The sequence below is a fragment of the Kitasatospora sp. NPDC048715 genome, assembly GCF_043198905.1.
Taxonomy (GTDB): domain Bacteria; phylum Actinomycetota; class Actinomycetes; order Streptomycetales; family Streptomycetaceae; genus Kitasatospora; species Kitasatospora lactacystinica.
Window position 1 is genome coordinate 82,973 of record NZ_JBICVH010000008.1, and the last position, 25,073, is coordinate 108,045.

15 protein-coding genes and 1 pseudogene are annotated in these 25,073 nt (G+C 71.6%); 5 read left to right on the forward strand and 11 right to left on the reverse strand.

Annotated features, from left to right (window positions below; all coding sequences use genetic code 11):
- The first annotated feature begins 69 nt into the window (after positions 1-69).
- Together ACGFSC_RS17000 and ACGFSC_RS17005 are read left to right on the forward strand one after the other, a co-directional pair.
- On the forward strand, positions 70-477 hold the full coding sequence (locus ACGFSC_RS17000) for a hypothetical protein (RefSeq protein ID WP_359898907.1): 408 nt from the start codon (positions 70-72) through the stop codon (positions 475-477).
- A 7-nt stretch (positions 478-484) separates the two neighbouring features.
- Positions 485-4,354 carry an AAA domain-containing protein gene (locus tag ACGFSC_RS17005; protein WP_359898906.1) on the forward strand — a complete coding sequence of 1,290 codons (3,870 nt, stop codon included), beginning with the start codon at positions 485-487 and terminating at the stop codon, positions 4,352-4,354.
- 8 nt (positions 4,355-4,362) lie between these two features.
- On the opposite strand, the pseudogene ACGFSC_RS17010 reads toward ACGFSC_RS17005, so the two are convergent.
- Both ACGFSC_RS17010 and ACGFSC_RS17015 read right to left on the reverse strand, forming a co-directional pair.
- Positions 4,363-4,485: pseudogene (locus ACGFSC_RS17010) on the reverse strand (family 1 glycosylhydrolase); the annotation flags it as partial.
- A gap of 381 nt (positions 4,486-4,866) precedes the next feature.
- Positions 4,867-5,541: a TetR/AcrR family transcriptional regulator gene (locus ACGFSC_RS17015; RefSeq protein WP_359898904.1), complete on the reverse strand. Its 675-nt coding sequence runs from the start codon at positions 5,539-5,541 to the stop codon at positions 4,867-4,869.
- Between the two features lie 140 nt (positions 5,542-5,681).
- Between ACGFSC_RS17015 and ACGFSC_RS17020 the strand changes: the two genes are divergently transcribed.
- Positions 5,682-7,931 (forward strand): MMPL family transporter, encoded by a 2,250-nt coding sequence (locus ACGFSC_RS17020; protein ID WP_359898902.1) that lies wholly within the window; start codon positions 5,682-5,684, stop codon positions 7,929-7,931.
- 103 nt (positions 7,932-8,034) lie between these two features.
- Here ACGFSC_RS17020 and ACGFSC_RS17025 read toward each other — a convergent pair whose 3' ends face one another.
- The 3 genes from ACGFSC_RS17025 to panD all read right to left on the reverse strand — a co-directional run bounded on the left by ACGFSC_RS17025 (position 8,035) and on the right by panD (position 12,901).
- Entirely contained in the window at positions 8,035-10,515 is a 2,481-nt protein-coding gene (locus tag ACGFSC_RS17025) for an FHA domain-containing protein (RefSeq protein WP_359898900.1), read from the reverse strand.
- Between the two features lie 363 nt (positions 10,516-10,878).
- Positions 10,879-12,219: a GH1 family beta-glucosidase gene (locus tag ACGFSC_RS17030; RefSeq protein WP_359898898.1), complete on the reverse strand. Its 1,341-nt coding sequence runs from the start codon at positions 12,217-12,219 to the stop codon at positions 10,879-10,881.
- Between the two features lie 259 nt (positions 12,220-12,478).
- The gene (gene panD, locus ACGFSC_RS17035; protein ID WP_359898896.1) at positions 12,479-12,901 is read right to left on the reverse strand and encodes an aspartate 1-decarboxylase; all 423 of its coding nucleotides are present in this window, start codon (positions 12,899-12,901) and stop codon (positions 12,479-12,481) included.
- Positions 12,902-13,377: 476 nt separating this feature from the next.
- Between panD and ACGFSC_RS17040 the strand changes: the two genes are divergently transcribed.
- Positions 13,378-14,487, forward strand: a complete 1,110-nt coding sequence (locus tag ACGFSC_RS17040) for a helix-turn-helix transcriptional regulator (RefSeq protein WP_359898894.1) — start codon at positions 13,378-13,380, stop codon at positions 14,485-14,487.
- Between the two features lie 13 nt (positions 14,488-14,500).
- On the opposite strand, the gene ACGFSC_RS17045 is transcribed toward ACGFSC_RS17040, so the two are convergent.
- From ACGFSC_RS17045 to ACGFSC_RS17070, 6 genes are read right to left on the reverse strand one after another with little or no spacing between them, the layout of a single operon-like run.
- On the reverse strand, positions 14,501-17,680 hold the full coding sequence (locus tag ACGFSC_RS17045) for an amidohydrolase family protein (protein ID WP_359898892.1): 3,180 nt from the start codon (positions 17,678-17,680) through the stop codon (positions 14,501-14,503).
- Positions 17,681-17,691: 11 nt separating this feature from the next.
- Positions 17,692-18,567, reverse strand: a complete 876-nt coding sequence (locus ACGFSC_RS17050; protein ID WP_359898891.1) for a HemK/PrmC family methyltransferase — start codon at positions 18,565-18,567, stop codon at positions 17,692-17,694.
- Positions 18,564-19,814, reverse strand: coding sequence for an aminotransferase class I/II-fold pyridoxal phosphate-dependent enzyme (locus tag ACGFSC_RS17055; protein ID WP_359898889.1), 1,251 nt, complete (start codon positions 19,812-19,814; stop codon positions 18,564-18,566). The genes ACGFSC_RS17050 and ACGFSC_RS17055 overlap by 4 nt, the downstream gene beginning before the upstream one ends.
- Positions 19,811-20,707, reverse strand: a complete 897-nt coding sequence (locus ACGFSC_RS17060) for a prephenate dehydrogenase/arogenate dehydrogenase family protein (RefSeq protein WP_359898887.1) — start codon at positions 20,705-20,707, stop codon at positions 19,811-19,813. Before ACGFSC_RS17060 ends, ACGFSC_RS17055 begins: the two co-directional genes overlap by 4 nt.
- A complete protein-coding gene (gene pabB / locus ACGFSC_RS17065) occupies positions 20,704-22,815 on the reverse strand; it encodes an aminodeoxychorismate synthase component I (RefSeq protein ID WP_359898885.1) in 2,112 nt (703 codons plus the stop codon). The genes ACGFSC_RS17060 and pabB overlap by 4 nt, the downstream gene beginning before the upstream one ends.
- A 37-nt stretch (positions 22,816-22,852) precedes the next feature.
- On the reverse strand, positions 22,853-23,173 hold the full coding sequence (locus ACGFSC_RS17070) for a chorismate mutase family protein (RefSeq protein ID WP_359899017.1): 321 nt from the start codon (positions 23,171-23,173) through the stop codon (positions 22,853-22,855).
- 214 nt (positions 23,174-23,387) lie between these two features.
- On the opposite strand from ACGFSC_RS17070, the gene ACGFSC_RS17075 reads away from it, so the two are divergent.
- Entirely contained in the window at positions 23,388-25,058 is a 1,671-nt protein-coding gene (locus ACGFSC_RS17075; protein ID WP_359898883.1) for a class I adenylate-forming enzyme family protein, read from the forward strand.
- The last annotated feature ends 15 nt before the right edge of the window (positions 25,059-25,073 follow it).

Genomic DNA, 25,073 nt, shown 5'->3' on the forward strand with positions numbered 1-25,073 from the left:
AGGCATATTCCCCACTACGCTCGTCACTCCGCGTGCGAATCGATACTCAGGCTGTTGCGAGGGGGAATCGTGGAAGAGCTTCAGGAAGCACACCACCGGATCGAGTTCGTGGACAGCGACCCGCTGCGTGCACGGCGGGAGGCTCGCGAACTGGCCGAAACACTCTCCGCCCGCGAAATCGAGGCGGCCCTCCGCCTTCCGGGCACCCGGTCGGCAGCCGCCGCGGACAAGGGATCGGATGTCGTGGAGTTGGTCGGTGTTCTGATCTCCGGGGGCTCCCTCGCCGTCTCGGTCGTACAGACCTGGCTCGCCCGCGTCCCCAACCGCACGATCAGCGTCACTCGCCGATCGGACGGTGCGACGCTCACGGTCTCCGGCAGGCAGGCGCGTGAAGACACGGCCCTCCTGGAGCGCTTCCTCTCAGAGGGCTCGGCAGGCCCGGAGGAGCGGGACGGCTCCACCGGGTCCGAAGGCTGAGCCCGCCGTGGAGAACGACCGCTACGCGCTCCTCCTCGGTGTCTCGACGTACGAGAGCGATGCCTACCACGACCTCCCCTCGGTCCGAGCCGACCTGCACTACATGCGCGCCGTGCTAGAGAGCACGGAGATCGGCATGTACAACGAGTGCGCGGTAGTGGCCGAGCCCACCAGGGCCGAAATGCTCCGCGCCCTCGAAGACTTCCTGGGGGAGCGCCAGCAGAGCGAGACGGCGCTGGTGTACTTCAGCGGCCACGGGGAGTTCTGCGAGGAGGACAACCAGCTGTACTTCCTCACACGGGACTCCGACCGATCGAACCTCCCGGGAACGGCAGTCTCCGCCGAATTCCTGGAGCAGACCCTGCAGGAGTGCCGGGCCGCATCGAAGATCGTCCTGCTGGACTGTTGTTCCAGCGGCTCCGTGGTCCAGGGGTGGACCGCCAAGGGTGCCGAACCGGAGGGCTCCCCGGACCAAACGGAGCGGTCGTCACCATGCATCACACGCAGCACCCTCCTGCATCCCACCGGGGTCTACTTCATCACCGCGTCGGACGCGCTGCAGGTCGCCTCCGCCATGGCGCCCCCCGGTTCGACGCTGGGGACGTCCCGCTTCACAGGAGAGATCGTCGAAGGACTGCGCAACGGGCGCATCAAGGACAGCGGCTGGATCAGCCCGGACGACCTCTTCACCTATCTCACCCAGCAGATGGCCCGCAATGGCGTGCCCGAGGAACAGCGCCCCACCAAATCCACGATCCGTGCCACCCGCAACCTCCCGTTCGCCCGCTCGGTGGCTCAGCCCGTCTTCCTGCCGCCCGCGCCCGGGCTGAGCCCGCAGGGAAACGTCCCCTCATCCTCCTTGCTGAAGGCGCGTTCCCGGGCAACAGCCGAAGAGAGTGCCGGAATCGATTGGCGGCGGCTCATCGGCTACTACCTCGGCTGCATCGCCACAGAGGCCGCCTCGGAGATGCTCCCCCAGCGTGAAGGCGGCGAAGGCAGCAGCTACTTCCTGCTCGGCTCCGGTCCGGAGCTGATCCAGAGCGGCCTGGAGCGCTCGTTCCCCGCACCTCGGATCGCGGAGCGCAACGACGGCCGGGAGAACGCGTTCTGGTACGGGTACCCAGCGATCTCCCTGCCGACCGACGACCGCGCCAACCGTGGCCGGCTGTCCATGCGAGTGGCCCCCCTCCTGGTCCAGCAGGCGGAGCTCGTCCCGGACGAGAAGGGCCAAGCAACGCTCCGGCCGAACGGTGTGCCGGCCCTGCACATCGGGCTCCTCACTGAGCTCATGACCCCCGAGGAAGCCGCCGAACTCGTCGCCCGTTGGCAGCCGACGTGGCAGGAGGGCAACGGGGCCCAGATGGTCCGGGCGGTCCGCGAGCTGCTAACGGAACTCGGCCTGCCGGAGCTCGAACCGCTGGACGTCTCGGCGTTGAGCCGGGAAGGCGTCGTCACCGCGCTTCGGCCCGGTGCCCACAATACCGCCATGTTGCTGGTGACATCGGGCTCCACCCAGATGACCCAGGGCCTCGTGGACAATCTGGACCACATGGCCGCTCACCCACACCTGATCTCCGGGACGGCTCTGGAGTCCCTGCTGTCGGGGCACGGCCTCGACGCCACCGCCAACGGGCCCGTCACCGTGGTGGCCTCCGGCCCGTGCAACGAGAACCAGGAGGCAGTGATCCGCTCGGCCATGGCCAACCCCGTCACCGTTGCCACCGGACCCCCGGGCACTGGGAAGAGCGAGGTGGTGACCGCACTCGTCGAGACCTGTGTCCAGGCAGGACAGTCGGTCCTCGTGGCATCCACGAACAACGAGGCCGTCAACGTCATCGCGACCCGCTGCGAGGAGATCGCGCCCGGTCTGCTGATCCGCACCGGAAACCCCAAGGCGCTCCAGGAGGAAGCCTCGAAGCTAGAGCGGCTCCTTCGCGAAGCCCCTCAACTCCCGGGACGGAGTTCGGCCACCGTCGCCGGTGAACTCCGGACAACCGCTGCCCGGCTCGGTGAACAGCGTCAGGTCATGGGGCGACAGGTGCTGAAGGAGCTCCGGCTGACGGAGCTCCACCGCCTGCGCGAGTCCCACGCGAACACGCTCGGAGTGTCCGAGACTGCCCTCTGCGCCACCTGGGCGAACCAAGACGAAGCTCTTCGTCAATGGGAGGCCCGTGCCCGCAGAGTCCTTCGGGCACGGTGGCTCGCTCCCGGCTGGCGCCGATCGCGCGCAGCGTCCGCATTCGTCAAGGCTGCCGTCGCGGGCGCGGGCTCGCCGTGGCCGAGCTCCGCACCCGAGGGGTTCGAAGCCTTGACCCGGCTGGCCGACTTCGCGGGTGCCGAAGTCGAGCTGAGGGGCCTTCTGTCCGACCTGGACGCTGCGGACGACCAGACCGCGGCAGCGGGATTGCCGGCCATCGCCGACCGGCTTTCCGCGCTGTCCGTCGAGGCTTCCCGGGCCAAGTCCTCGGAGGTCCTCCGTGCGGCGAGGGAGGCAATGAACGAGCGGCTCCAGTCGCTTCGCCAGCGGAAGTCCTACCAGAAGAGCCAGAAGCAGCTGCTGAGGCACGTCAGGGGCTGGGCCATCAGCACGCACTCGGTGCGCCAGTTGGAGAAGACGCCGAAGCTCTTCGACCTCGTCATCATCGACGAAGCCAGCCAGTGTTCCGTCCCGTCGGTCCTCCCCCTGCTGTTGCGTGCCAAACGGGCGCTGATCATCGGCGACCCCATGCAGCTCGGACACATCGCCTCGATCTCGCCCCAGCAGGAAGGGGCCGCCAGGCAGCGGGCCGGCCTGAGTGCCGCATGGCTGGAGGAGCATCAGCTCTCCTACCGGACGCATTCCGTCTACGACGCCGCCCGCGCGGGTGCATCATCGGCGTTGCTCCTCGATGAGCACTACCGCTGCCACCCCGAGATCGCGGATGTCGTGAACGGCCACTGCTACGCCGGGCGGTTGAAGGTGCTCACCGACGTCCGGAACCAGGTGCCAGCCCTAGACCTCGCGGGAGGCCACGGTCCCGGAGCCGCGCTGTCGTGGGTCGACGTGCCCACCGGGGAGTCCGCCCGGGGCCTGCGCGGCGGCTCCTGGTGCAACACCATGGAGGCCTCCGCCGTCGAACGGGTGGTGTCCGAGCTGTTGGGGCGTCTGCCCGCTGATGCGAAGGTCGGTGTCGTGACCCCCTTCCGGGCGCAGAAGGAGCTTTTGGAGCGGAGACTGCGCGACGACCGCGTCCTCGTCGGAACGGTGCACGCCTTCCAGGGCGGCCAGCGTGACGTCATGGTGCTCACCCTCGTCGCCACCGACAACGCACCACAGAACACGATCCATTGGGTGGCGAGCCAGATGAACCTCTGGAACGTCGCGATCACCCGTGCCAAGTCCCAGCTGATCACCATCGGCCACCGCGCCTTCTGGCAACAGCACGCCGGACTGCCGGCCGAGCTGGCACGCCGGTCGGTTCCGGTCGAACTCGACCGAACCCCCGGGTCGGCTCCGCCCTATCCCGTCCCCCAGGCTTCAACCGCAACCGCGGGGCACACCGACCTCGCCGACCGCCTCCAGGCCCACCTCGCCGACCACGGTATCCACGCCGTGGAGCGTTCGGCTGTCGTCGGGGGGACGACCGTCGACTTCGTGATAACAACACGTGATCCTGTCTCAGGGAACGATGAGAACGTGGTGCTGGTCATCGACGAAGGCCCCCGGTATGACGAGGAACCGGGCCGACACCTGCGGCTCGCCCAGGCTCGCTGCGACCTCCTCGTCGGATTGCCTTCGGGCGGCGTCGGAGCCAAATCGGCCCCGGTCACTCGGAGCATCCGCATCCCGGCCTGGCGCATCCTGGCCGGAACGGGTGTACCCGGCCTCACTGCTTGACAGTCCAACTACCGTGAATGGCAGGCGCGGTACGCGACGATCAGATGGCGGTACCAGGCGTACGAGGCCCTCGGCGTGCGACGCTGCGTCGCGAGGTCGACGTGGACGAGACCGGACCGCTGGTGGCTGCCGCCCTCGACCCGTCGGACGGGCTCTCATTCGATCCAGAAGCCCGTTCTCCATCTTCAATCCTCGCGCTTAAGAGAGCAGTTGGAGACAACGGAAGTTCCTGGCACCTCGGTGCAGGCGGCCTGCCCTACTCAAGGAACAAGGTCGAGGACGGCAAGCCGGCCGCCGCGATCACAACGGACGCGGTCAAGGCCGGTGCCATCGGGCGACCGCCCTCGGGTCACACCAGGTCGAGCAACCGCTCGTGAAGCCGTGGCCGGGGATTGTGCCAGTTCGTTGCGTGGCGGCCAGTTCGGACCGGCCGGCGCGTCGGGGGGCATAGTAGTCGCGAATGGTTCTGGCCTCGCCGACCAAGCCATGGCCGTCTGCCGCGCGGGTTGTGGTCACCACCGGTCCACGGCCGGCGACAGGCCTGCGGTGCGCGCGGCGACGCCCGCCTGGACAGCGAAGAGGCGGTCCCGCGCTTGCTGGTCGAGCGCGTGGAAGTGGCCGTGCGCCTCAAGGGTGACGAAGCCGTGCACGGTGGCCCAGGCCAGCATCAGGGCTTCCGCCGCGTCCGGCACCGGCGGGCTGCCGAGCCGGCCGCGTTCGGCCGTGTCGGCAACGAGTTCGACCATGTGCTCCATCGCCCGCCGGCCGGCCGCCACGGTCGGTCCGTCCGGTGGGGCCGCGTACCCGGGCACGGGGGCGCCGAAGATGAGGGCGAAGCGCTCCGGATTCCGCTGCGCCCAGGTGCGGTAGCCGATGCAGGTGGCCATGAAGCGTCCGTCCAGGTCGTCCGGCGGCACGGTCTCGCGGGTCGCCGTCAACGCGTCCGACAGGCTGTCGTACGAGTCGGCGACCAAGGCGGTGAACAGCTCGTCCCGGTCGGCGAAGTAGCGGTACAGCGCGGGCGGGGTCATCCCCATGCTGCGGGCGATGTCGGTGAAGCGGAGGTTCGCGGCGCCGCGCTCGACGATCAGGCTCAGAGCCGCGCGCTTGATCTCCTCCACCGTGTCGGCGCGCAGGCGCTCACGGCGGCTCCGCCCCCCGCTCCCGTCGGTCGCCCCATCCGTCATCGCCTCTCCATCCGCTCGCCGCGCCAGTCACCGCGTTGACAATCCGTACCCGTCGAGGGAAACGTTACGCTTCGTAAGGCACGTTATGAAGCGTAACGCTTTGCCCGGGGCGGAGCCCCTGACGACGCACGGAGGACCACATGTCCCAGGGACTGCGCGAGGATCGGCGGACAGCCGCCGGGGAGAGCGGGTCGCACAGGCCCGGCCCGCTCGGCCGAATAGCCGGTTGGAGCTTCCGGAACCGGGGCCGCACGGTGCTGCTCTGGCTGCTCGCCGCCGGCGCGGCCTTCGGCCTCTCGGCCGGCCTCGGCGCCAAGTACAGCGCCGACTACACCGCGCCCGGCTCGGACTCCAAGCAGGCCCAGCAGCTGCTGGCACGGGACTTCCCCGGGCTGGGCGGTGAATCGATCAGCCTGGTGCTGACCTCGGACGGCAGCGTGACCGACGCCGCCACCCGCGGCCGGGTCGAGGACCTGCTCGCCCGGATGGCCGAGGTGCCGCACGTCAGCGGCATCGACGACCCGTACGGCCCGCGCGGCAAGGTGTCGGCCGACGGCCGCACCGCCCTCGGGCAGATCCACCTGGACGTCGCCGTCGCCCCCGACATGCCCGAGGCGGACACCCAGCGGCTGCTCGACCTCGCCCGCCCCGTCGACGGCGGCCTGCGAGTCCACCTCGGCGGCATGGCGGTCCAGCAGGCCGAGCAGGGCGCGATCGGCTCGGAGGGCATCGGCATCGCGGCCGCCGCCCTGATCCTGGTGATCACCTTCGGCTCGGTCGTGGCCGCCGGCCTGCCGCTGCTCACCGCGCTCGGCGGGCTCGCGGTCAGCAGCGTCCTGCTGCCGGTCCTCGCCGCGATCATGCCGGTCCCGGACTGGTCGACCTCGCTCGCCGCGATGCTGGGCATCGGCGTCGGCATCGACTACGCGCTGCTGCTGGTAACCCGGTTCCGCGAGTGGCGCGCCGAGGGGCTCGAACCCGAGGCCGCCACGGTCGCCGCGCTGGACACCGCGGGCCGCGCGGTCGTGGTCGCCGGAATGACCGTGGTGGTCAGCATGCTCGGACTGTTCGCGATGGGCCTGTCGTTCATGCGCGGCGCCGCGGTCTCTGCGATCCTCTCCGTGTTCGTCGTGATCGCCGCGTCCGCCACGCTCTTCCCCGCCCTGCTCGGCTACCTCGGCCGACACATCGAACGCCTCCGGCTGCCCCAGCGCTGCGCCGCCCGGGGCGAGAGCTCGGTGAGCGCCGGCTGGCTGCGCTGGAGCAGGCTCGTCGAGCGTCACCGCGTCCTCGGTGCCGTCACCGGGGTCCTCGTCCTGCTGGCGCTCGCGGCGCCGTTCCTGGGCGTGCGCTTCGGCTTCCCCGACGCAGGCAACGACCCCGCCGGGCGCTCGAACCGGCTGGCGTACGACGCGGTGGCCGCCGGCTTCGGACCGGGCAGCAACGGACCGCTGGTCCTGGTCGCCGAGTTGGCGCCGGGCACCCCCGCCGAGGCGACGGCCGCGCTGCCCACCGCGCTGAAGGCGGTGCCCGGCGTCACGGCCGTGACGCCTCCGGTGCCCGGCTCCGACGGCCGCTCGCTGCTTCTCACCGTCGTCCCGGACAGCGGTCCGCAGTCCAGCTCCACCAAGACCCTGGTCCGCGACCTCCGCGATCACGTCATCCCGGCTGCGGTCGGCCCCGGCGTCCGGGTGCACGTCGGCGGGGCGACCGCCAGCGCGATCGACAGCACCGACAACATCGCCCGCCGCATCCCGCTGCTGGTCGGCGGCGTGGTCACGGTGTCGATGCTCCTGCTCCTGGTGGCCTTCCGCAGCCTCGCCGTCGCCCTCAAGGCCGCTGTGATGAACCTGCTCTCCGTCGGCGCCGCGTACGGCGTGGTCGCCCTCGTCCTTGAAGGGGGCACCGCCGGCCGGTTGATCGGCATCGACAGCCCCACCCCGCTGCCGGCCTTCGTGCCGGTGCTGACCTTCGCCGTCCTGTTCGGCCTCTCGATGGACTACGAGGTCTTCCTGGTGAGTCGGATGCGGGAGGCCTGGCTTCGCACCGACGACAACGCGGAGTCCATCGTCAGCGGACTGGCGGGCACCGCGCGGGTGATCACCGCGGCGGCGGCCATCATGGTCGCCGTGTTCGCGGCCTTCGTCCCGGCGCCCGACCTGCCGATCAAGGTCATCGGCGTCGGCATGGGGTCGGCCATCCTGATCGACGCCACGCTGGTCCGACTGCTGCTGGTACCGGCCGTGATGCACCTGCTCGGCCGCGGCAACTGGTGGCTGCCGGCCTGGCTCGACCGCCGTCTGCCCCACCTCCACGTCGAAGGACGCACCGAGCTCTACCAGCCGGAGCCCGCCCCCGAGGCCCCCCGCTCCCCGGCGGTGGTCGGCTAGCGGCACCGGCGGACCGCAGGCGCCCCACGACGCCGCGGTCCGCCGGTCACGGCGGAAGGCGGCGACGCAGCGCCCGGATCGGTCCGGCTGACGAGCGGGTCCGTCAGCCGACCTTCCGGGCCCGACGCATGACCGCCGGCTCGGTCCGCCGCAGCAGCCAGTAGACCACCAGGCCGTAGGCCAGGCTGAGCACCAGCAGCATTCCGGTACTCAGCAGCCAGGTCCCCGCGCTGTGCCGGAACAGCGGATCGGCCGCCAGGTTGTTGCCGGGCGAGATGGCGTGCAGATCGACGGTGGCGGCCATCGCCGCCATCGCCCAGCGGGACGGCATCAGCCAGGAGAGCTGTTCGAGTCCCAGCACCCCGTACAGGCGCAGCTGGGTGCCGGTGAAGACGACCTGCACGATGGCCAGCAGCACCAGCAGGGGCATGGTGGCCTCTTCCTTGCCGACCAGCGCCGAGATCAGCAGTCCCAGCATCATTCCGGCGACGGCGAGCAGCGCCATCACGATGACGATCTCGGCGAGCGGCGGCAGGAAGACCCCGCTGCCACCCTCGGGTCTGAGCCGCACTCCCGCCAACGCGACCATGGTGAGCACCACGGCCTGAACCACCGTGACCGTGCCGAGCACCACCACCTTCGAGCAGAGGTACGCCGATCGGGAGAGCCCGACGGCGCGCTCCCGCCGGTAGATCACCCGCTCCTTGACCAGCTCGCGGACCGCGTTGGCGGCACCGGTGAGCACCCCGCCGACGCAGAGGATCAACAGCGCACTGAACACACTGCTGTCGGTGAGCCTGCCGCCGGCCAACGCCCGGGCCAGCACGCCCATCACGAACGGCAGCGCGATCATGATCACCGCGAAGGTGCGGTCGGCGGCCAGTGCGGCGGTGTAGCGGCGCACCAGGGTGCCCAACTGGCGGTCCCAGCGCTGCGGCTGAGGGGGCGGCTCGACCGGTACGGGCCAGGCACGGCGTCGCGCGGGCCGCGGGGACCTCGGGCTGCGCTGCCCGGACGGTGCAGAGGGCACACCACTGCGCCCGGCCGCCCCCGATGGCGGCATTCCGTCCGACTCGGCCGGCCCCGACGGCGCGACCGGGGCTCGGGGCCGTTCCACGGGGTCGATGTACCGGCGGTACGCGGGCGAAGCCCGGTACTCGCCCATCCAGTCGCGGTCCTCCTGGGTCTCGAAGTTCTCGAACACCTGCGGCCACTGCGAGCACCCGAAGTACTCCAGAGCGTCGCCGGGCGGTCCGTAGTACGCGGTGCGACCGCCCGGGGCGAGCATCAGCAGACGGTCACAGAGATCGAGGCTCAGCACGCTGTGCGTCACCACGACGACGGTGCGACCGTCGTCCGCCAGGTCCCGGAGCATCTGCATCACCGAGCGGTCCATCCCCGGGTCCAGGCCGGAGGTCGGCTCGTCGAGGAAGAGCAGCGACGGCTTGGTGAGCAGTTCCAGTGCCACACTGACCCGCTTGCGCTGGCCGCCGGAGAGGCTGGCGACCACCAGGTCGGCCCGCTTCTCCAGGCCCAGTTCGGCGATCACCTCGTCGACCCGGGCGTTCCGCTCGGCCGCCCCGGTGTCGCCGGGGAAGCGCAGTTCGGCGGCGTAGCCGAGCGCGCGCCGGACGGTCAGCTGAGTGTGCAGGATGTCGTCCTGCGGCACCAAGCCGATCCGGTGGCGCAGTTCGGCGTAGTCGCGGTAGAGGTCGCGACCGTCGTAACGCACCGTGCCACCGTCGGCGGGCCGCAGCCCGGTGAGCGCGTTCAGCAGGGTCGACTTGCCCGAGCCGCTCGGACCGGTGACCGCCAGCAGGCAGTCCAGGCCGACCGGAAAGCTGATCCCGTCGAGCAGTCGGCCGTCGCCGACCGTGACCACCAGGTCGGCCACGTCGAGGGTGATGTCGCCGGTGTCGACGAACTCCTGGAGTTCGCCGTCGACCAGGCAGAACTCCGAGTGGCCGATGCCCAGCAGGTCTCCCGGGCCGATCACGGCCTCCACCACCGGTTGACCGTTGAGGTAGGTGCCGTTGTGGCTGTGCAGATCGGTGATCGCGTACCGGCCGTCGGCGGTGGTGTGCAGTTCGGCGTGGTGGCGGGAAACCTCGATGTCGGCCAGGACCAGGTCGTTGTCGGGTGCGCGGCCGATCCGCAGGGTGCGGGCGATCAGCGGATGGATGCCGGTGGGCGGCCGGTACGAGCCGGTGATCGCAGTCAGCGCAGTGGGACGCGGGACGGCGGACTGCTGCGGGGGTGCCAAGGTGAGCTCCACCTCCGGGCCGTCGCCGGGGCTGCCGAACCGGATGACACTGTCGGTGCCGAGGTCACCGAGATCGAGGCGCGAGATCCGGCGGCCCCCGGACCAGGTGCCGTTGTCGCTGTCCAGATCGTCCAGCATCCAGTGTCCGTCGCCGAGGTGCAGCACCGCGTGGTGCCATGACACCCGGGGGTCACTGAGCGGGATCTCGCTGACCGGGTCGCGGCCAACGTGGTACGAGCGGCTCGGGGTGAGGACCCGCGAGCCGCCGGCAGTCGTCATTACCAGGTCCGGCGCAATGGGTGCGACCTGTCGCTCTCCCATGTATTCGACCATAGCCCCTCCGGCCCGCGGAGGGCTTCCACTGGTCGAGGGGCCCGTCGGGCGCCGGGCAGGCACCGCCCCGGTCGGGCCGGCACCACCGTCGCGGGTACCGCACGGGCCGGCCGTCCGGGCACGGCACCTCCGGGCCGGGATCAGCCGTGCGCTCCAAGCCGAGGGGCACGGGGTCGTCGGGCCGGCCGGGCGGACGTTCCCGGTCGGCGGCCGCATCGGGGTACTCCCGTCGTCGCCCGGATGAACCAGTGCGGTTCGCCGGGGGTGTCGACGGGGTGGGTCGGGGTGGCCACCGGGACTCGGACGCGTCGAACCTCTGCTCGTACCCCTCCGCCGGAGAGTTGCCGACTCCTAGGTCGTATACCGCGCCCGGTGGGCGGCGATCAGGTCGCGGTACCAGGCGTACGAGGCCTTCGGGGTGCGCTTCTGCGTCGCGAAGTCGACGTGGACCAGGCCGAAGCGCTGGTGGTAGCCCTCGGCCCATTCGAAGTTGTCGAGGAGGGACCAGGTGTAGTAGCCGCGGATGTCGATGCCTTCGGCGACAGCGGCGGCGAGGGCGTCGAGGTGGGCGGCCATGAAGTCGATGCGGGGCTGGTCGGGGACGGTCTCCTCGGTGACGGAGCAGCCGTTCTCGGTGATGGTGATGGGTGGGAGGGCCTTGCCGTAGGTGTCGCGGAGGGAGAGGAGGAGGCGGGTGAGGGCGTCGGGGACGACGGGCCAGCCGAAGGCGGTGTGGGGGACGTCGGGGATGTCGACGAGGTCGAAGGGCAGGCCGGGTTCGGTGGGGGCGGCGACGCGGGTGGGGTTGTAGAAGTTGAGGCCGAGGCCGTCCAGGCCGGGGGTGTGGATGAGGTCGAGGTCGCCGTCGCGCACGGCGCCGAAGATGTCGTCGGGGACGCCGAGGGCGGAGAGGTCGGGGTAGCGGCCGAGGAGGACGGGGTCGGTGAACAGCCGGTTGTGGAGGGCGTCGTAGGCGGCTGCGGCGGCGAGGTCGGCGGGCTCGGAGGAGGCCGGCTCGACGGGGGTGAGGTTGTTGGAGAGCATCGCCTCCAGGCCGTGGTCGTGGAGGACGGAGGCGGCCAGGCCATGGGCGAGGAACTGATGGTGGGCGGCGGGGAGGGCTTCGAACATCAGGGTGCGGCCGGGGGCGTGGGTGCCCAGGGCGTAGCCGAAGACGGTGTGGACGAAGGGCTCGTTGAGGGTGATCCAGGCGGGGACGCGGTCGCCGAGGCGGTCGGCCACGACGGTGGCGTATTCGGCGAAGCGGTACGCGGTGTCGCGGTTCAGCCAGCCGCCGTGGTCTTCCAGGGCCTGCGGGAGGTCCCAGTGGAAGAGGGTGGGCAGCGGGGTGATGCCCGCCTCCAGCAGCGCGTCCACGAGGCGGTCGTAGAAGGCGAGGCCGGCGGGGTTCACCGCGCCGGCGCCGGTGGGCAGGACGCGGGACCAGGCGACGGAGAAGCGGTAGCCGTCGAGCCCGAGGCCCTTCATCAGGGCGATGTCCTCGGGGTACCGGTGGTAGTGGTCGCAGGCCACCTCGCCGGTGTGGCCGTCGCGGACGGCGCCGGGGCGGGCGGTGAAGGTGTCCCAGACGGACGGTCCGCGGCCGTCCTCCTCCACCGCCCCCTCGATCTGGTGGGCGGCGGTGGCGGCACCCCAGCGGAAGTCCGCCGGCAGGTCGAAGCGGTCGGGCATGACAGCCTCCTGAGGAGAACATGAGGGGCTGTCATATTACTGACGCCGCGCCGGAACACCAGAGGAGGCGACCCCGGACTTCGGCGGTCGGACCCCTATTCGGCCGGAGCCGTGCGCGGCGGCCAACCGGTGCCGGCCAGCGTCAGCCGACGGGTGCCGGCCGGCGCCGGGCCGGGGCGACCGCGGCGCACGCGATCGCCCCGCCCCGGCCCGGACGCCGTGGCGAAATGCCATGGACCCGTTGCGCGGTGACCCCGGCTCAGTTCCCGTTCGCGAGGGTGTCACCGCGGACCAGGCCGGATTCCGCCGGCACGTCGGCCGGATCGGAGCCCTCGTGCAGGATCCGGTTGTTCTCGTCGACGAAGACCACCCGGGGTTCGAGCTTGCCGAGTTCGTCCTGGTGCACCTGCGCGTAGGCGATGATGATCACAAGGTCGCCGACGCCGATGAGCCGGGCGGCGGCGCCGTTGATGCCGATCACACCGCTGCCGCGCGGCCCCTCGATTACATAGGTGGACAGCCGCTGCCCGTTGTTGATGTCGACGATGTCGACCTTCTCGCCGGCCACCAGGTCGGCGGCCTCCATCAGGTCGGCGCAGATGGTCAGCGAGCCGACGTAGTGCAGATCGGCCTGCGTCACCGTGGCCCGGTGGATCTTCGACCGCATCAGGGTGCGATACATGACTGCTCCTTCTTTGACAGGGTGTACTGGCACCGTGACGCCCTCGGCGAACACGGGAGACCTCTCCGCGGTTCCGGCTGACGCTCCGTCACGATCAGGGGCCCGCGGCGGGAAGTGCGGTGGTCAGGGGTCACAGATGCGGGTTGACGCGTTCGCGGCGTGATGTGACCATCGAACGGGTTCACGCCCGGGGACGCCGTGGCCGGCGGGAATCGTTGGGGAGGTTCTGCTCGCGTCCGGGGAATCGTCCTCGGCGCTGTGACCTGTCCGCGCGCTGCCACCGGGATCGCCGTCGAGTCCGGTTCGCGCAGGCCGTGACGTGGTGCCGATCGGGCACCCGTCGACGGCAGGGAGGCACCTTCGCGCGCGGTCAGCGAGTTACATCTGCACAAGGGGGAAAAATGATCGCTGCCTTGACGGATCCTCGACAACTCGGTGAGTCCGAGCACCGCGTGCTCGATGCGTACCGCGCCAGAATGAGCGACGCGGACGTCATGCTGGACGTTCCGGCGGGCCACGACCGCTCGCTCGCCGGGCTGCTGGTCGCCGGTCACGCGCTCGAACGGGGACGCAGCGTGGCCTACCTGACCGACGACAGCGACCGGGTGCTCTCGCACGCGAGCGTGCTGCCGGAGCTGCCGGCGGTGCGCCGGCTGCACGGGCAGAGCTCGCTGAGCGACATCGTCGCCTACTACAACGCGCAGGCGCTGGGCGTCATGGACTTCGCCACCTACTTCAACACGAGCCCCAAGGTCGAGCTGGCCGAGGTGGTGGTGTTCGACGACTGGCACACGGCCTGCGAGATGGTCGGAAGCCTGTTCACGCTGCGGGTGGACCGCCGGCTGCAGCGCCGGGCCTACGACGGCATCTGCGACCTCGCGCTGTCGCTCGGGGACGAGAGCTACGCCACGGTGGCGCGGATGCGGCACGAGGGCGCCGACAGCCTGCTCTCGCCGCGGCAGCTCGACCTGGCGGACTGGGCACGGATCGCCGACCGGGCCGCCGAGGTGCTCACCCCGGAACTGTGCACGGAGGACGACAGGTTCACCTGGCCGCGGCTGCAGCCCTGGCTGCACCAGTGCCGGGTGCTGATCGCGCCCGCCGGTGTCGAGATCCGTCCCCCGCACCAGCTCATCCGGACGCTGCCCGGCTACCGCCACGCCGACCAGCGGGTCTTCCTCACGCGGCAACCGGTCGAGTCGGCGGTCGAGCCCGCGAAGGTCGGACGGGACCTTCAGCTGCCGGACACCGACCGGCTCACGCTCTCGCCGAACATGCGGGCCGCCGTGGCCTACCTGCGGGGGAACTACGCGGACAGCGGTCTGACACTCGGTCGCGTCGCGCGCAGTGCGTACATGAGCCAATATCACTTCTCCCGCCGCTTCAAGCAGGAGACCGGCTGGCGGTTCATCGACTTCGTCACCGCGCTGCGGCTGACCGAGGCCGGACACCTGCTGCGCAACACCACCATGTCGATCACCGATGTCTCCCGTACGGTCGGCTATCAGGAACTGAGCCACTTCCAGCGCACGTTCAAGAAGTGGTTGGGCACCTCCGCGTCGGGCTACCGGGGCGTGTCCCGGTAGCCCGACCGCACGGTCAGTGCTGGCAGCACTGACGCATGCTCCACTCCGGACGGTGCCAGTAGTGAGCGGGGTCCTGCGAGGCCGACGGCGCGGCCGGGCGAACGGTCACGGCGGCCGCCTCGGTCGCCCCGGCCGCCTCCGCCGCCTTGGCCGCCTTGGCCGGCCGGAACGGCGCGAGGATCTCCGGCACCGTGCGGGTGACGCCGGCCACCATGACCGACCGCACCGCGGCCGCGGCGCGGATGTCGGTCAGCGGGTCGCCCTCGACCATGACCAGGTCGGCGATCCTCCCCGGCGCCACCGCGCCCAGCTGGTCGCCGTAGCCCAGCGCCCTGGCGGCGTTGCCGGTCGCGGTCATCAGCGCCTCGCGCGGGGTGAACCCGTACTTCACCAGCACGCGCAGGTTCTGGTGCGCGCTGACGCCGACGTCGTCCAGCGGCGCGTCGGTGCCGAAGACGACCAGGCCGCCCCCGCGGTGCACCCGCAGCAGCGCGTCCACCATGCCCTTGGTGATCCGCTGGTCGAGCTCGCTCTCCGGACCCGGCTGCGCGGCGCCGTCGGCCTTGGCCACCAGGCGCCGGTAGTCCCAGTCCGGGAACAGCACCTTGGTGCGCTCGTCCTCCACCAGCGACCGGTCGCCGGCGTACAGCTCGCTGGCGAAGATCATGGTCGACGACACCCACATGCCGCTGGCCACGAGCAGGTCCACCGCGTCCTGCGACATCCGGAAACCGGCGTAGCTCAGCGTGCGCGAGTAGTTCAGCCGATGGCCGCCGCCGGGGTGCTCCATGCCGTCCAGGCCGGTGTGCGCCGCCGGGTACAGATAGTGCGAGGTGACCGGCACGCCCATCGCGTGCGCCCTGGCCACGATGCGCTGCTCGAAGGCCACCGGCATCCGCATGTACGACTTGATCTGGTCGTAGTCCAGCCCTTCGGCGCGGTCCAGTTCCCGCTCCAGCTGCTGGGCGGTGTGGACCGGCCGCATGCAGTTGTAGAAGGCCCGGCTGCCGTCCAGCGCCTGCCCCGAGCCGAGGTAGCGGGGGCCGACCCTGGTGCCGGCCTCCATCGCCTCCCGGTTCTCCACCATCTGGTACGCGAGGTCGCCGGGCGACTTGCTCGTGGTCACGCCGTAGGACAGCCACAGCCGCCCCTGCCGGTCGCCCCACTGCTTGCCGCGCATGTTCCAGTGGTTGTGGGTGTCGATCAGGCCGGGCATCACCGTCAGCCCGGAGGCGTCCACGATCCGCGCGCCGCTGGGCACGCCGCCGCCCCTGGGCAGCACCGCCTCGATCGTCGTGCCGCGCACCACGATGTCGACGTCGCGGCGCAGCTGCTCGCAGGTGCCGTCCCAGAGCGCGCCCGCGCGCACGACCGTGGGCTCGCTGACCCGTGCCGGACGGTAGGTGAGGTCGGCGGTGATCGTGCGGGCCGCGCCGCCGTCGGGCCCGACGGTGCGCAGCACGCCGTTGCACAGGTAGACGACGGTGCCGTCCGCGCTGATCGACAGCGAGTCGGTGACCTCGTCGGTCAGCTGCTGCGGCTCGCCGGTGATGGTGCCGTCGGCGGCCACCGGGACCCGCCAGGCGAGGCTCTCCGCGCCGAACACCAGGTGCCGGCCGTCGGAGGTCCACAGCGGGCCGTCGTTGTCGCGGGTGCTGATCGACCGGTCCGGCCCGATCTCCTGGTACCGGACCTTGTTGTCGGCCAGGTCCACGGTCAGCACCTGGTTGTTGCCGTTCGAGGTGCGCTTGGAGTACGGCATCAGCGCGGCCAGCGCGATCCTGCCGCCGTCCGGCGACCAGGTCGGCCGGCCCGGCTGGTAGAGCGCGGGCAGCACCTGGCGCACCGAGCGGTCGGCGACGTCGAACACCCAGGTCTGACCGGACTCGTCCTGGTAGGCGATCTTCGCGCCGTCCGGGGAGAACCGCGGCGCGAGCTGGCCGCCGGGCAGATCGGTGAGCCGGTCGGAGCGCCCGGTCGCCAGGTCCAGCCGCCACAGGTTGGCGGTGCCGGCGCGGTCGCTGACGTAGACCAGGGACCTGCCGTCGGGCGCGAAGTCCGGGTCGGCCGCGAAGTACCCGTCGTCCACGACCTTGCGGGGCCTGCCGCCGATCGGCAGCAGCCACAGCGCGTTCAGCGCGCGGAACGCGACCTGCTTGCCGTCCCGCGACACCGCGGGGTCGGCCATGCCCTTCGCCCGGCGCGACGCGTCCGACACGAGGTTGCGCCGCTTGCGCTGGTAGTTCCGCGCCGAGTACGGCAGTTCGGCGGTGAACGGGATCTCCCGCACGGCCCCGGAGAGCGAGCGGCGGCGCAGCCGGCCGCCGGAGCTGTAGACGAACTCCTGCACCGAGGTCCACGACACCGGCAGCGGCGGCAGGTCCTCGCCGGTCACGATCGCCTTGGCCCCGAGCATCACCGTGGTCCCGGAGCCGCCCACGCTCAGGTAGCTGACCTGGCCGTCCGGGGCGTAGACCGGCGAGTACACCATGGCGTCGCCGGGTACGCCGGGCAGCTGCCTGCGCAGGCCCGAACCCAGGTCCAGCTCCTCGATGGCGCCGTCACCGACGACGTAGGCCAGCTTCGTGCCGTCCGGGGACCACACCGGGGCCGCGTGCACCTCGTCGGCGTCGGTGACGGCGCGCTGCTGCCCGCTGGCGAGGTCCAGCACCCAGATCCGGCTGACGTGGTCGCGGTCGGAGGCGAAGGCCACCTGCTTGCCGTCGGGTGAGAACCGCGGCTCCAGGTCGAAGCCCCAGCCGGTGGTGAGCCGGGTGAGCCCGGTGCCGTCGGCGTTGATCATCCACACGTCGTAGGCGGTGTCGAGGAAGGACTGGAACACGATCCGGCGCCCGTCCGGCGACCAGTGCGGCCGGGTCGCGTCGTGCTCCTCCGGCGTGATCCGCTGGGCCCGGCCGCCCGCGGCCGGCAGCAGCCAGATGCCGCCGGCGATGTCCACCGCGAGCCGGCGGCCGTCGGGGGACACCGCGACCCCGACGTTGGCGCTGTCCCGCACGGTCACGCTGCCCTCGCCGGGACGGCCGTCCGGCTGCGGCGTCTGCGCGGACGCGGGCACCGCGCCGGCGGGCACCGTGCCGGCGGTCAGCCACAGCGCGCCCGCGCCCGCGACGACCGCGCCGCCGCGCAGCACCTGCCGGCGGGAGAGCCTCTCGGATGGTGACGTGTGTTCCATGGTCTTCCTCGTTACTTTCTGCGCGCGGTGGTGTACCGGGGGGTGCCCCAGTGGTCCACGCCGTAGCTGATGCCGGTGAAGGCGTCCTGTTCCCGCAGCAGGGACATGACCACGTCGGCCTGCTCGTCGTCGTGCTCGATCGCGACGCCGCCGCCGGAACGCAGCAGCCGGGTGGCGGCCGCCACCACCGCGCGGATCACGACGAGTCCGTCCTGGCCGCCGAACAGCGCGGGCCACGGCTGGTGCTCCTGCCATTCCGGCGGCAGCACGACGCCGTCCACCACGAACGGCGGATTGGCCAGCAGCAGGTCCACCGTGCCGTCCAGGTCGGCGAACATCGCGGTGTCGGTGACATTGCCGGCGTGCAGGATGATCGGGGTGTCGCCGAGCTCCGCCTGCCGCGCGGCGTTGCGGCGCGCCCAGGTCAGGGCCACCGGGTCGAGCTCGATGGCGTGCACGGTCGCGTCCGGCCGGGCGTGCGCGACCGCCAGGGCGATCGCCGCCGATCCGGTGCACAGGTCCACCGCGAGCGGCTTGGACACCCCGCTCACCACGTCCAGCCCCCAGGCCAGCAGCGGCTCGGTGTGCTTGCGGGGCACGAAGACGCCCGGGCCCACCGCGACCTCGACACCGCCGAGCACGGCACGGCCGGTCAGGTACTCCACCGGCGTGCGGTCGGCCCGGCGGGCGACCAGCTCCCGCAGCCGGGCCAGATCCTCCCGGCCGAGCGTGGCGTCGAGGGGCAGCCGCTCCACGGCGCGGCCCAGCACGTACTCGGCCAGCTTCTCGGCGTCCCCGCGCGGCTGCCAGGCGCCGGCCTCGGCGAGGGTCTTCTCGGCGTCCGTCAGGAACGCACCCAGCGTCGGTTCACCAATGTCGGCGGTCATCCGTTCCGGACTCCTTCCAGGATGTTCGCGGCCGTCTCCAGATGGCCGCGTTCGTGCAGCGAGGACAGGGCGAAGCGGATCAGACCGGTGCCCTTGGCCACGGTGGGGAAGAAGGCCGGCAGGATGAGCACCCCGGCCTCCTTCAGCGTGGTGGCCGCGCGGAAGGCCGCCTCCTCGGTGTCGAAGTGCGCACCGCGCACCGGGGACCGCAGACCGGCGTTGACGAGCCGGTTGCCGGTCAGCTCGTCGAACACCTCGGTGTTGCGCCACAGCCGCTCCTGCAGCGCGGCGACCTCGCCGTCGAGGTGCAGCCGGGCCGAGGCGACGTTCGCGGCCAGCATCGGCAGCATGATCGAGTGCCCGAAGACCAGCGGGTTCGCGAACTTGCGCAGCACGCGCACGTCGTCCTCGCTCGGCACCACCGCGAACCCGCCGCAGCCGCCGAACGCCTTGGACAGCGAGCCGGCGATGACCACGTTGGGCGGCAGCCGGTCGCCGAGCGCCTCGAAGGCGTAGCCGGCGCCGTGCTTGCCCGCGACGGAGATGCCGTGCGCGTCGTCGATGTAGAGGTGTCCCCCGTGGGGCGCCAGCGCCTCCAGGATCCCGGCGACGTCGATCAGACCGCCCATCGAGCCGACGCCGTCGATCAGCACGATCGGCGTGCGCCCGTCGCGACGGGCGTCGCGCAGCGCGGACTCCAGCGAGTCGGGCGTCTCCAGGTCGAACCGGCGCGCGGGGCCGATCTGATCGAGGACCCCCCGCAGCACCTGCATCGAGGAGTGCGCGGTCCGGTCCACCAGGAAGGTCGCGCCGCCGGGCGCGATCGGGTAGCTGGGCAGCGCGCCGGCGCCGAGCAGCGGCAGCAGTCCCAGGTGGACGGTTCCGACGGAGGTGAAGGGGACGACCTTGTTGCCGCGGTACACCGTGGAGAGCAGGTCCTCCAACTCGCCGAGGTAGTGCGGGCGCATCCGGTTGCGGGAGGTCGACAGGTGCACGCCGAAGCGACGCAGCGCCTCCTCGGCGGCCGTCACCAGCGCGGGGTGCTCCTCAAGACCCAGGTAGGAGCAGGACACGAACTCCAGCGCCTCGGTGCCGTCCGCCAGGCAGACCACCTTGCCGGGCTTGCGGCCGGTGACCACGTGCCCGGTCAGGCCTTGCTCGAACGCCACGTCCAGGGAGTCGGACGTCTTGTTGATGCGGGACTCGACCCAGTTGGCCGGCTGTGTCTCCTGCTGCGGATGGATCATGTCGCCTCGATTCGGGTGGACGCGGACAGGGCGTCGAACAGGTGGGCGCAGGTGTCGCGGTGCTCGTCCAGGGCGGTGCCGAAGAGGTCGCGCAGCCGGCCCTGCGCCGCGGCGAACCCGGCTTCGTCGCCGCCGTCGATCAGGTCGGCCAGTCGGCGCACGGACGCGGCCAGCGCACCGCGGGCCCGCGCGGCGTCGGGATTGGCGACCTGGATGTCCCAGTACACCTCCGGTGTCCCGGAGGCGATCCTGGCCAGCAGGGCCAGCAGGGTCGCGTGCGGCGGCGGGGCGATCTCGCCGAGTTCGCCGATGTCGGTGCCGAGTTCCTCCAGCGCCAGCCCGAAACCGAGCACGCTGGCGTGGGTGAGCACCTGGGCGGCGGCGGTGAGCCGGTCGTGCCGCTCGGCGTCGAGCAGCACCGGTCGGCCGCCCCACTCGGCGAGCAGCCGCAGCAGTTCGGCCGCGGCCGGCCCGTCGTGCACCACGACGGTGGCGACCGGCTTGCCGGGCATGCCCAGGGCCGGCGCGAACATCGGGTTCAGGCTGACGGCCTGCACGCCCTCGACGCCCTGGAGCGCGGTCACCACGGCGTCCTTCACGGACAGCGTGTCCACCAGCAGCGCGCCGGGACGCAGGTGCGGAGCGATGAGCGGGATCGCGGCCAGCCCCGTGCGCTCGGGCACCGCCAGCAGCACCAGGTCCGCCTTGCCCAGCTCCGCGACCAGGGCGCCACCGGGCGAGGTGATGTCCCCGGCGATGTCGCCGCCGGCCGGGTCCACCACGACGACCTCGGCGCCCGAACCGGCCAGCAGCGAGGCGAACATGCCGCCGACCGCGCCGGCGCCGCCCGCCACCAGGCAACGCCGCAGCGACCGAACTCCGGTCCCGCTCATGCCAGTCCTCCCAGCGCGGGGCGCAGCGCCGTCGCCGCGACCGCGGTGAGCACCGCGCGCGATTTCACCACGGTCTCCTCGTACTCCTCGTCGGGGTCCGACAGCGCCACGATCGCGCCGCCGACGCCGAAGCTCATCCGTTCGCCGGTGGCGACCAGGGTCCGTATCACGATGCTCAGATCCGCGGCGCCGGACAGGGCGAACCAGCCCAGCGAACCGCTGTAGACGCCGCGCGGGCCCTCCTCCAGCCGGTCGATGATCTCCATCGTGCGCACCTTCGGCGCGCCGGTCATGGAGCCGCCGGGGAACGCCGCGCGCACGCAGCCGACCGCGCTCTCCTCCGCCCGCAGCGTGCCGCGGACGGTGGAGACCAGCTGGTGCACCGGCGCGTACGTCTCCACGTCGAACAGCACCGGGACGTGCACCGAGCCGATCTCGCAGACCGTGTTCAGGTCGTTGCGCACCAGGTCGACGATCATCAGGTTCTCCGCGCGGTCCTTCTCGTGCGTGGAGAGGTCCAGCTTGAGCAGCTCGTCCTGGTCGGGGGTGCCGCCGCGGGGCCGGGTTCCCTTGATGGGCTTGGACTCCACGACGCCGTCGGCGCCGATCCGCAGGAACCGCTCCGGCGACGCGCTGAGCACCGCGACCTCGGCGAAGTCCAGGAAGGCCCCGTAGGGCACCGGGCTGATCCGGCGCAGCCGGGAGTAGGTGTGCCGGGGATCGATCCTCTCGTCCACGGTGACCGTGTTGGTCAGGCAGATCTCGTACGACTCGCCGAGCCGGATCTCGTCGAGGCACTCCTCGATCCGCTTGAGGTAGCCCTCGCGGTCGTGGCGCGGACGGGCGGTCTCCCAGCCGGCCATGTCGGCGGCCTCGGCGCCGGCCAGTACACCCGTGCGGCCCGAGTCGTCCACGGCGGACCCGTCGAGCCGGGACAGCCGGGCCGCCGTCCCGTCCAGCCAGTCGAGCGCGGCCGCCTCGTGCTCCGGCGTGCTCAGCGCCAGCAGGTACGACCGGTGTTCCACGTGGTCGACGACCAGCGCGCGGTCGGCGAACAGCAGGGCGGCGTCGGGGGTGTCGGCCCGGTGCACCCGGGAGCCACCGGTCTCGGCCTTCAACTCGTAGCCCAGGTAACCGACGTAGCCCAGGTTGAAGTCGAACGGCAGACCGTCGGGTGCCGGCAGCGATCGCGCGGCCAGACTGTCCTGGAGGTAGCCGAAGAAGTCCCGGTGGACCTCCTCGACCCGGCCGTCCGAGTGGGTGACGGTGACCAGCTGCCGGCCGACGTCGTAGGAGACGTACTCGGCCAGCGGTCCGCTGTCGTCGCCCATGATCGAGAACCGCGAGCGTTCGTGGCGGGTCTCGCTGCTGTCCAGCCAGAAGCTGCGGGTGGAGCCGGAGAACAGTTCCCGGTGCGCCGCGTCCGGGTCCGGCTCGTGCGCCGCCTCGCGCACGTGCAGGCGCAGATCCGACGTGGCGTCAGCGGGCTTCGGCCGCGCGGCCGGTGGAGGCGGGGCGACGGCCGGAGCGGGGCGCGCGTCCATCGCGAGGTCGCGGAAGTTCGCCAGCAGCAGCCTGCCGTGCTCGCTGCTGATGGATTCGGGGTGGAACTGGACGCCCCACAGCGGGTCCGTCCGGTGGCGCAGGCCCATCAGCACGCCGTCCTCGGTCCACGCGGTGCGTTCGAGCACCTCGGGCAGGTCGGTGACGGTCAGCGAGTGGTAGCGCACCACCGAGAACGGCGTGGGCAGCCCGGCGAAGACGCCGTCGCCGGTGTGGTGCACCAGCGAGCTGCGGCCGTGCATGGGTTCGGGCGCGAGGCCGACCTTTCCGCCGAACAGGTTCGCGATGCCCTGGTGGCCGAGGCACACGCCGAGCACCGGCCGTCCCGACTCGAGGACGGCGCGGGAGCTGATGCCGAAGTCACGGGCCCGGTCGGGCCGGCCGGGCCCGGGGGACACCACGATGCCGTCGAACTCGGCCATCCGCTCCGCCGGGAATTCGGCGTCGTTGCGCACCACGACCGGCGCCCGGCCGGTCACCTCGCCGAGCAGCTGGTACAGGTTGTAGGTGAACGAGTCGTAGTTGTCGATCAGCAACATCCGCATTGCCCGGTCTGTCCTTCCTTCAGTGTGGCCGTGGTGCCTAGCTCGCCGGGGTGTTGCCCATGACCAGGTCCTCGACCCGGCAGGTCTCGGCGATGATCAGGTCGTACAGCCGGCGCAGGAAGTCCTGGTCGATCCCGTTGCGCTCGCCGTACCGCGCGGCCCGCTCCTGCACGATGCCGATGCGGTGCGGCTGCATCATCGGGACGCCGTGCTCCCTCTTGTGGTGGGCGACGCGCACACAGACGTCGATCCGGTCGCGCAGCACGTCCAGCAGACGGGCGTCGATGCCGTCCAGTTCGCCCCGCAGTTCCTCGAGTTGACGGTCCGCTCCGCCGGATCGTGCCGCCGAATCCCCCATGGTCACCTGGAATCTCCTCGTGATCGTCTCGCCCACCGAAGGGCTCTTCCAGATGTACCTGCCAACGGCGGTCCGCAGCAGCCCGCGCGGCGGTTGCGGCAACAAACGCGGTCTCGCGCAACAACCGAGGTCCACATGCGCAAGAAAGACCTTGTCGCTTCCGGCACGCCCACGGACGATCGGTTCCCGGAAACCATCACCGGAAGGCGCGCCGATGACCTTGTCCGCTCGAACCCTGCTGTCCGCCGAGTCACGTGCGAAGCTCGCCGCGGATCCCCGTCTCGGGGGCGGGAACGTCCTGGAGTCGGCGCTGGCCGTCAGCCCGAACCCGGACCTGCCGTTCATCGCCACCGGCCGGCCGGTCGCCACCTGCGACGGCGGGACGACGACCGAGTTCAGCCTCCGCGGGCTGGACCGGCTCGTGCAGAGCTGGTCGGTCTGGTACCTCGACCGGGGCGTGCGGCCCCGGGACCGGGTCGCGGTCCACATCGAGGACTCCTTCGCCTACTCGGTCCACCTGCACGCGCTGGCGACCATCGGCGCGATCGCGGTGCTGATCAACAGCAAGGCCCCCAAGGAGAACGCGCTCGAACTGATCCGGCGCACCGAGCCGGTCGGCGTGTACACGACCCGCGGCCGGCGCGACCTCCTCGGCCCCGAGCTCGCCGAACTGCCGGGCTCGCGCTGGGTCGTACTGGCCGAGGACGTGCCCGCGCCGCCCCAGGCCGAGCTGGACGCCGCCGCGCGGTTCCGGCACGCGCCCGACGACCCGGTCTCGATCCTGCATTCGTCGGGCACCACGGGCTTCCCCAAGCCGGTGGTGCAGACGCACGCGTCCAGCGTCGCCGGCCCGCGGTTCCGGCTCACGAACTACCTGGACTCGCCCGACGACCTGATGATGGCCGCGCAGCCGCAGTCGCACCTGGGCTCGGTGGTGTACGTCAACTACGCCGTCCTGGCCGGCACGCCCATGGTCGCCCACTACGACCCCACCGGCGCCGACCTGGTCGACGCCATCCGCCGGTACCGGCCGACCACGGTGATGGCCTTCGCGCACGCGTTCACGGAACTGGCCGACGTCGAGGTCGCCGACGGCGCGGTCGACTCGGTGGACAGCTGGGTGACCATGGGCGACGCCATCCACGAGGCCCACCTCAAGGCCATCCTGGGCAAGCGCGACCCCGAGCTGCCCTCCGCGGTGTTCTACGACCGCTTCGGCGCCACCGAACTGGGCTGGGGCCTGATGGTGCAGCCGCGATCGCTGGCCTCGGAGCGCAACGACCGCTGCATCGGCCGTCCCGACGCGCTGTCCGAGGTCGTCGTGCTGCGCCGGGACGGCACCGCGGCGGACCGCGGCGAGATCGGACTGCTGGGCGCCAAGGGCCCCACCATCACCGCGGGGTACTGGAACGACTCCGACACCACCTACCGCAGCCGGCTGTCCGGGTACTGGCTGTCCGGCGACCTGGCGTACCAGGACGAGGCCGGCGACTTCTACCAGGTGGACCGGGCGGTGGACACCATCGCGACCGCGGCGGGCCCCGCGCACTCGGTGCAGATGGAGGAGCTCCTGCTCAACGAGCTGCCGGTGATCGTGGACTGCACGGTCGTGGCCGGCCGGCACGGCGGGAACACGGTCGCGGTGGCCCTGGTCGCCGCCCACGGCGAGGACCTCGACCCGGCGCAGCTGCTCGCCTCGGCCAACACCGTGCTCGGCGCGGCCGGCCACCCGACGCTGGCCGTGCTCGAACTGACCGGCTCCGTCACCGACATCCCGCAGGGCGTCACCGGCAAGGTGCTCAAGCGTCAGCTCCGTGAACGCTACGACACGCTCACGGACTACCTCCTCGCGAGCGACCCCGCCGCGGTGGCCACCATCCTCTAGGCGGGCGGCCACCAC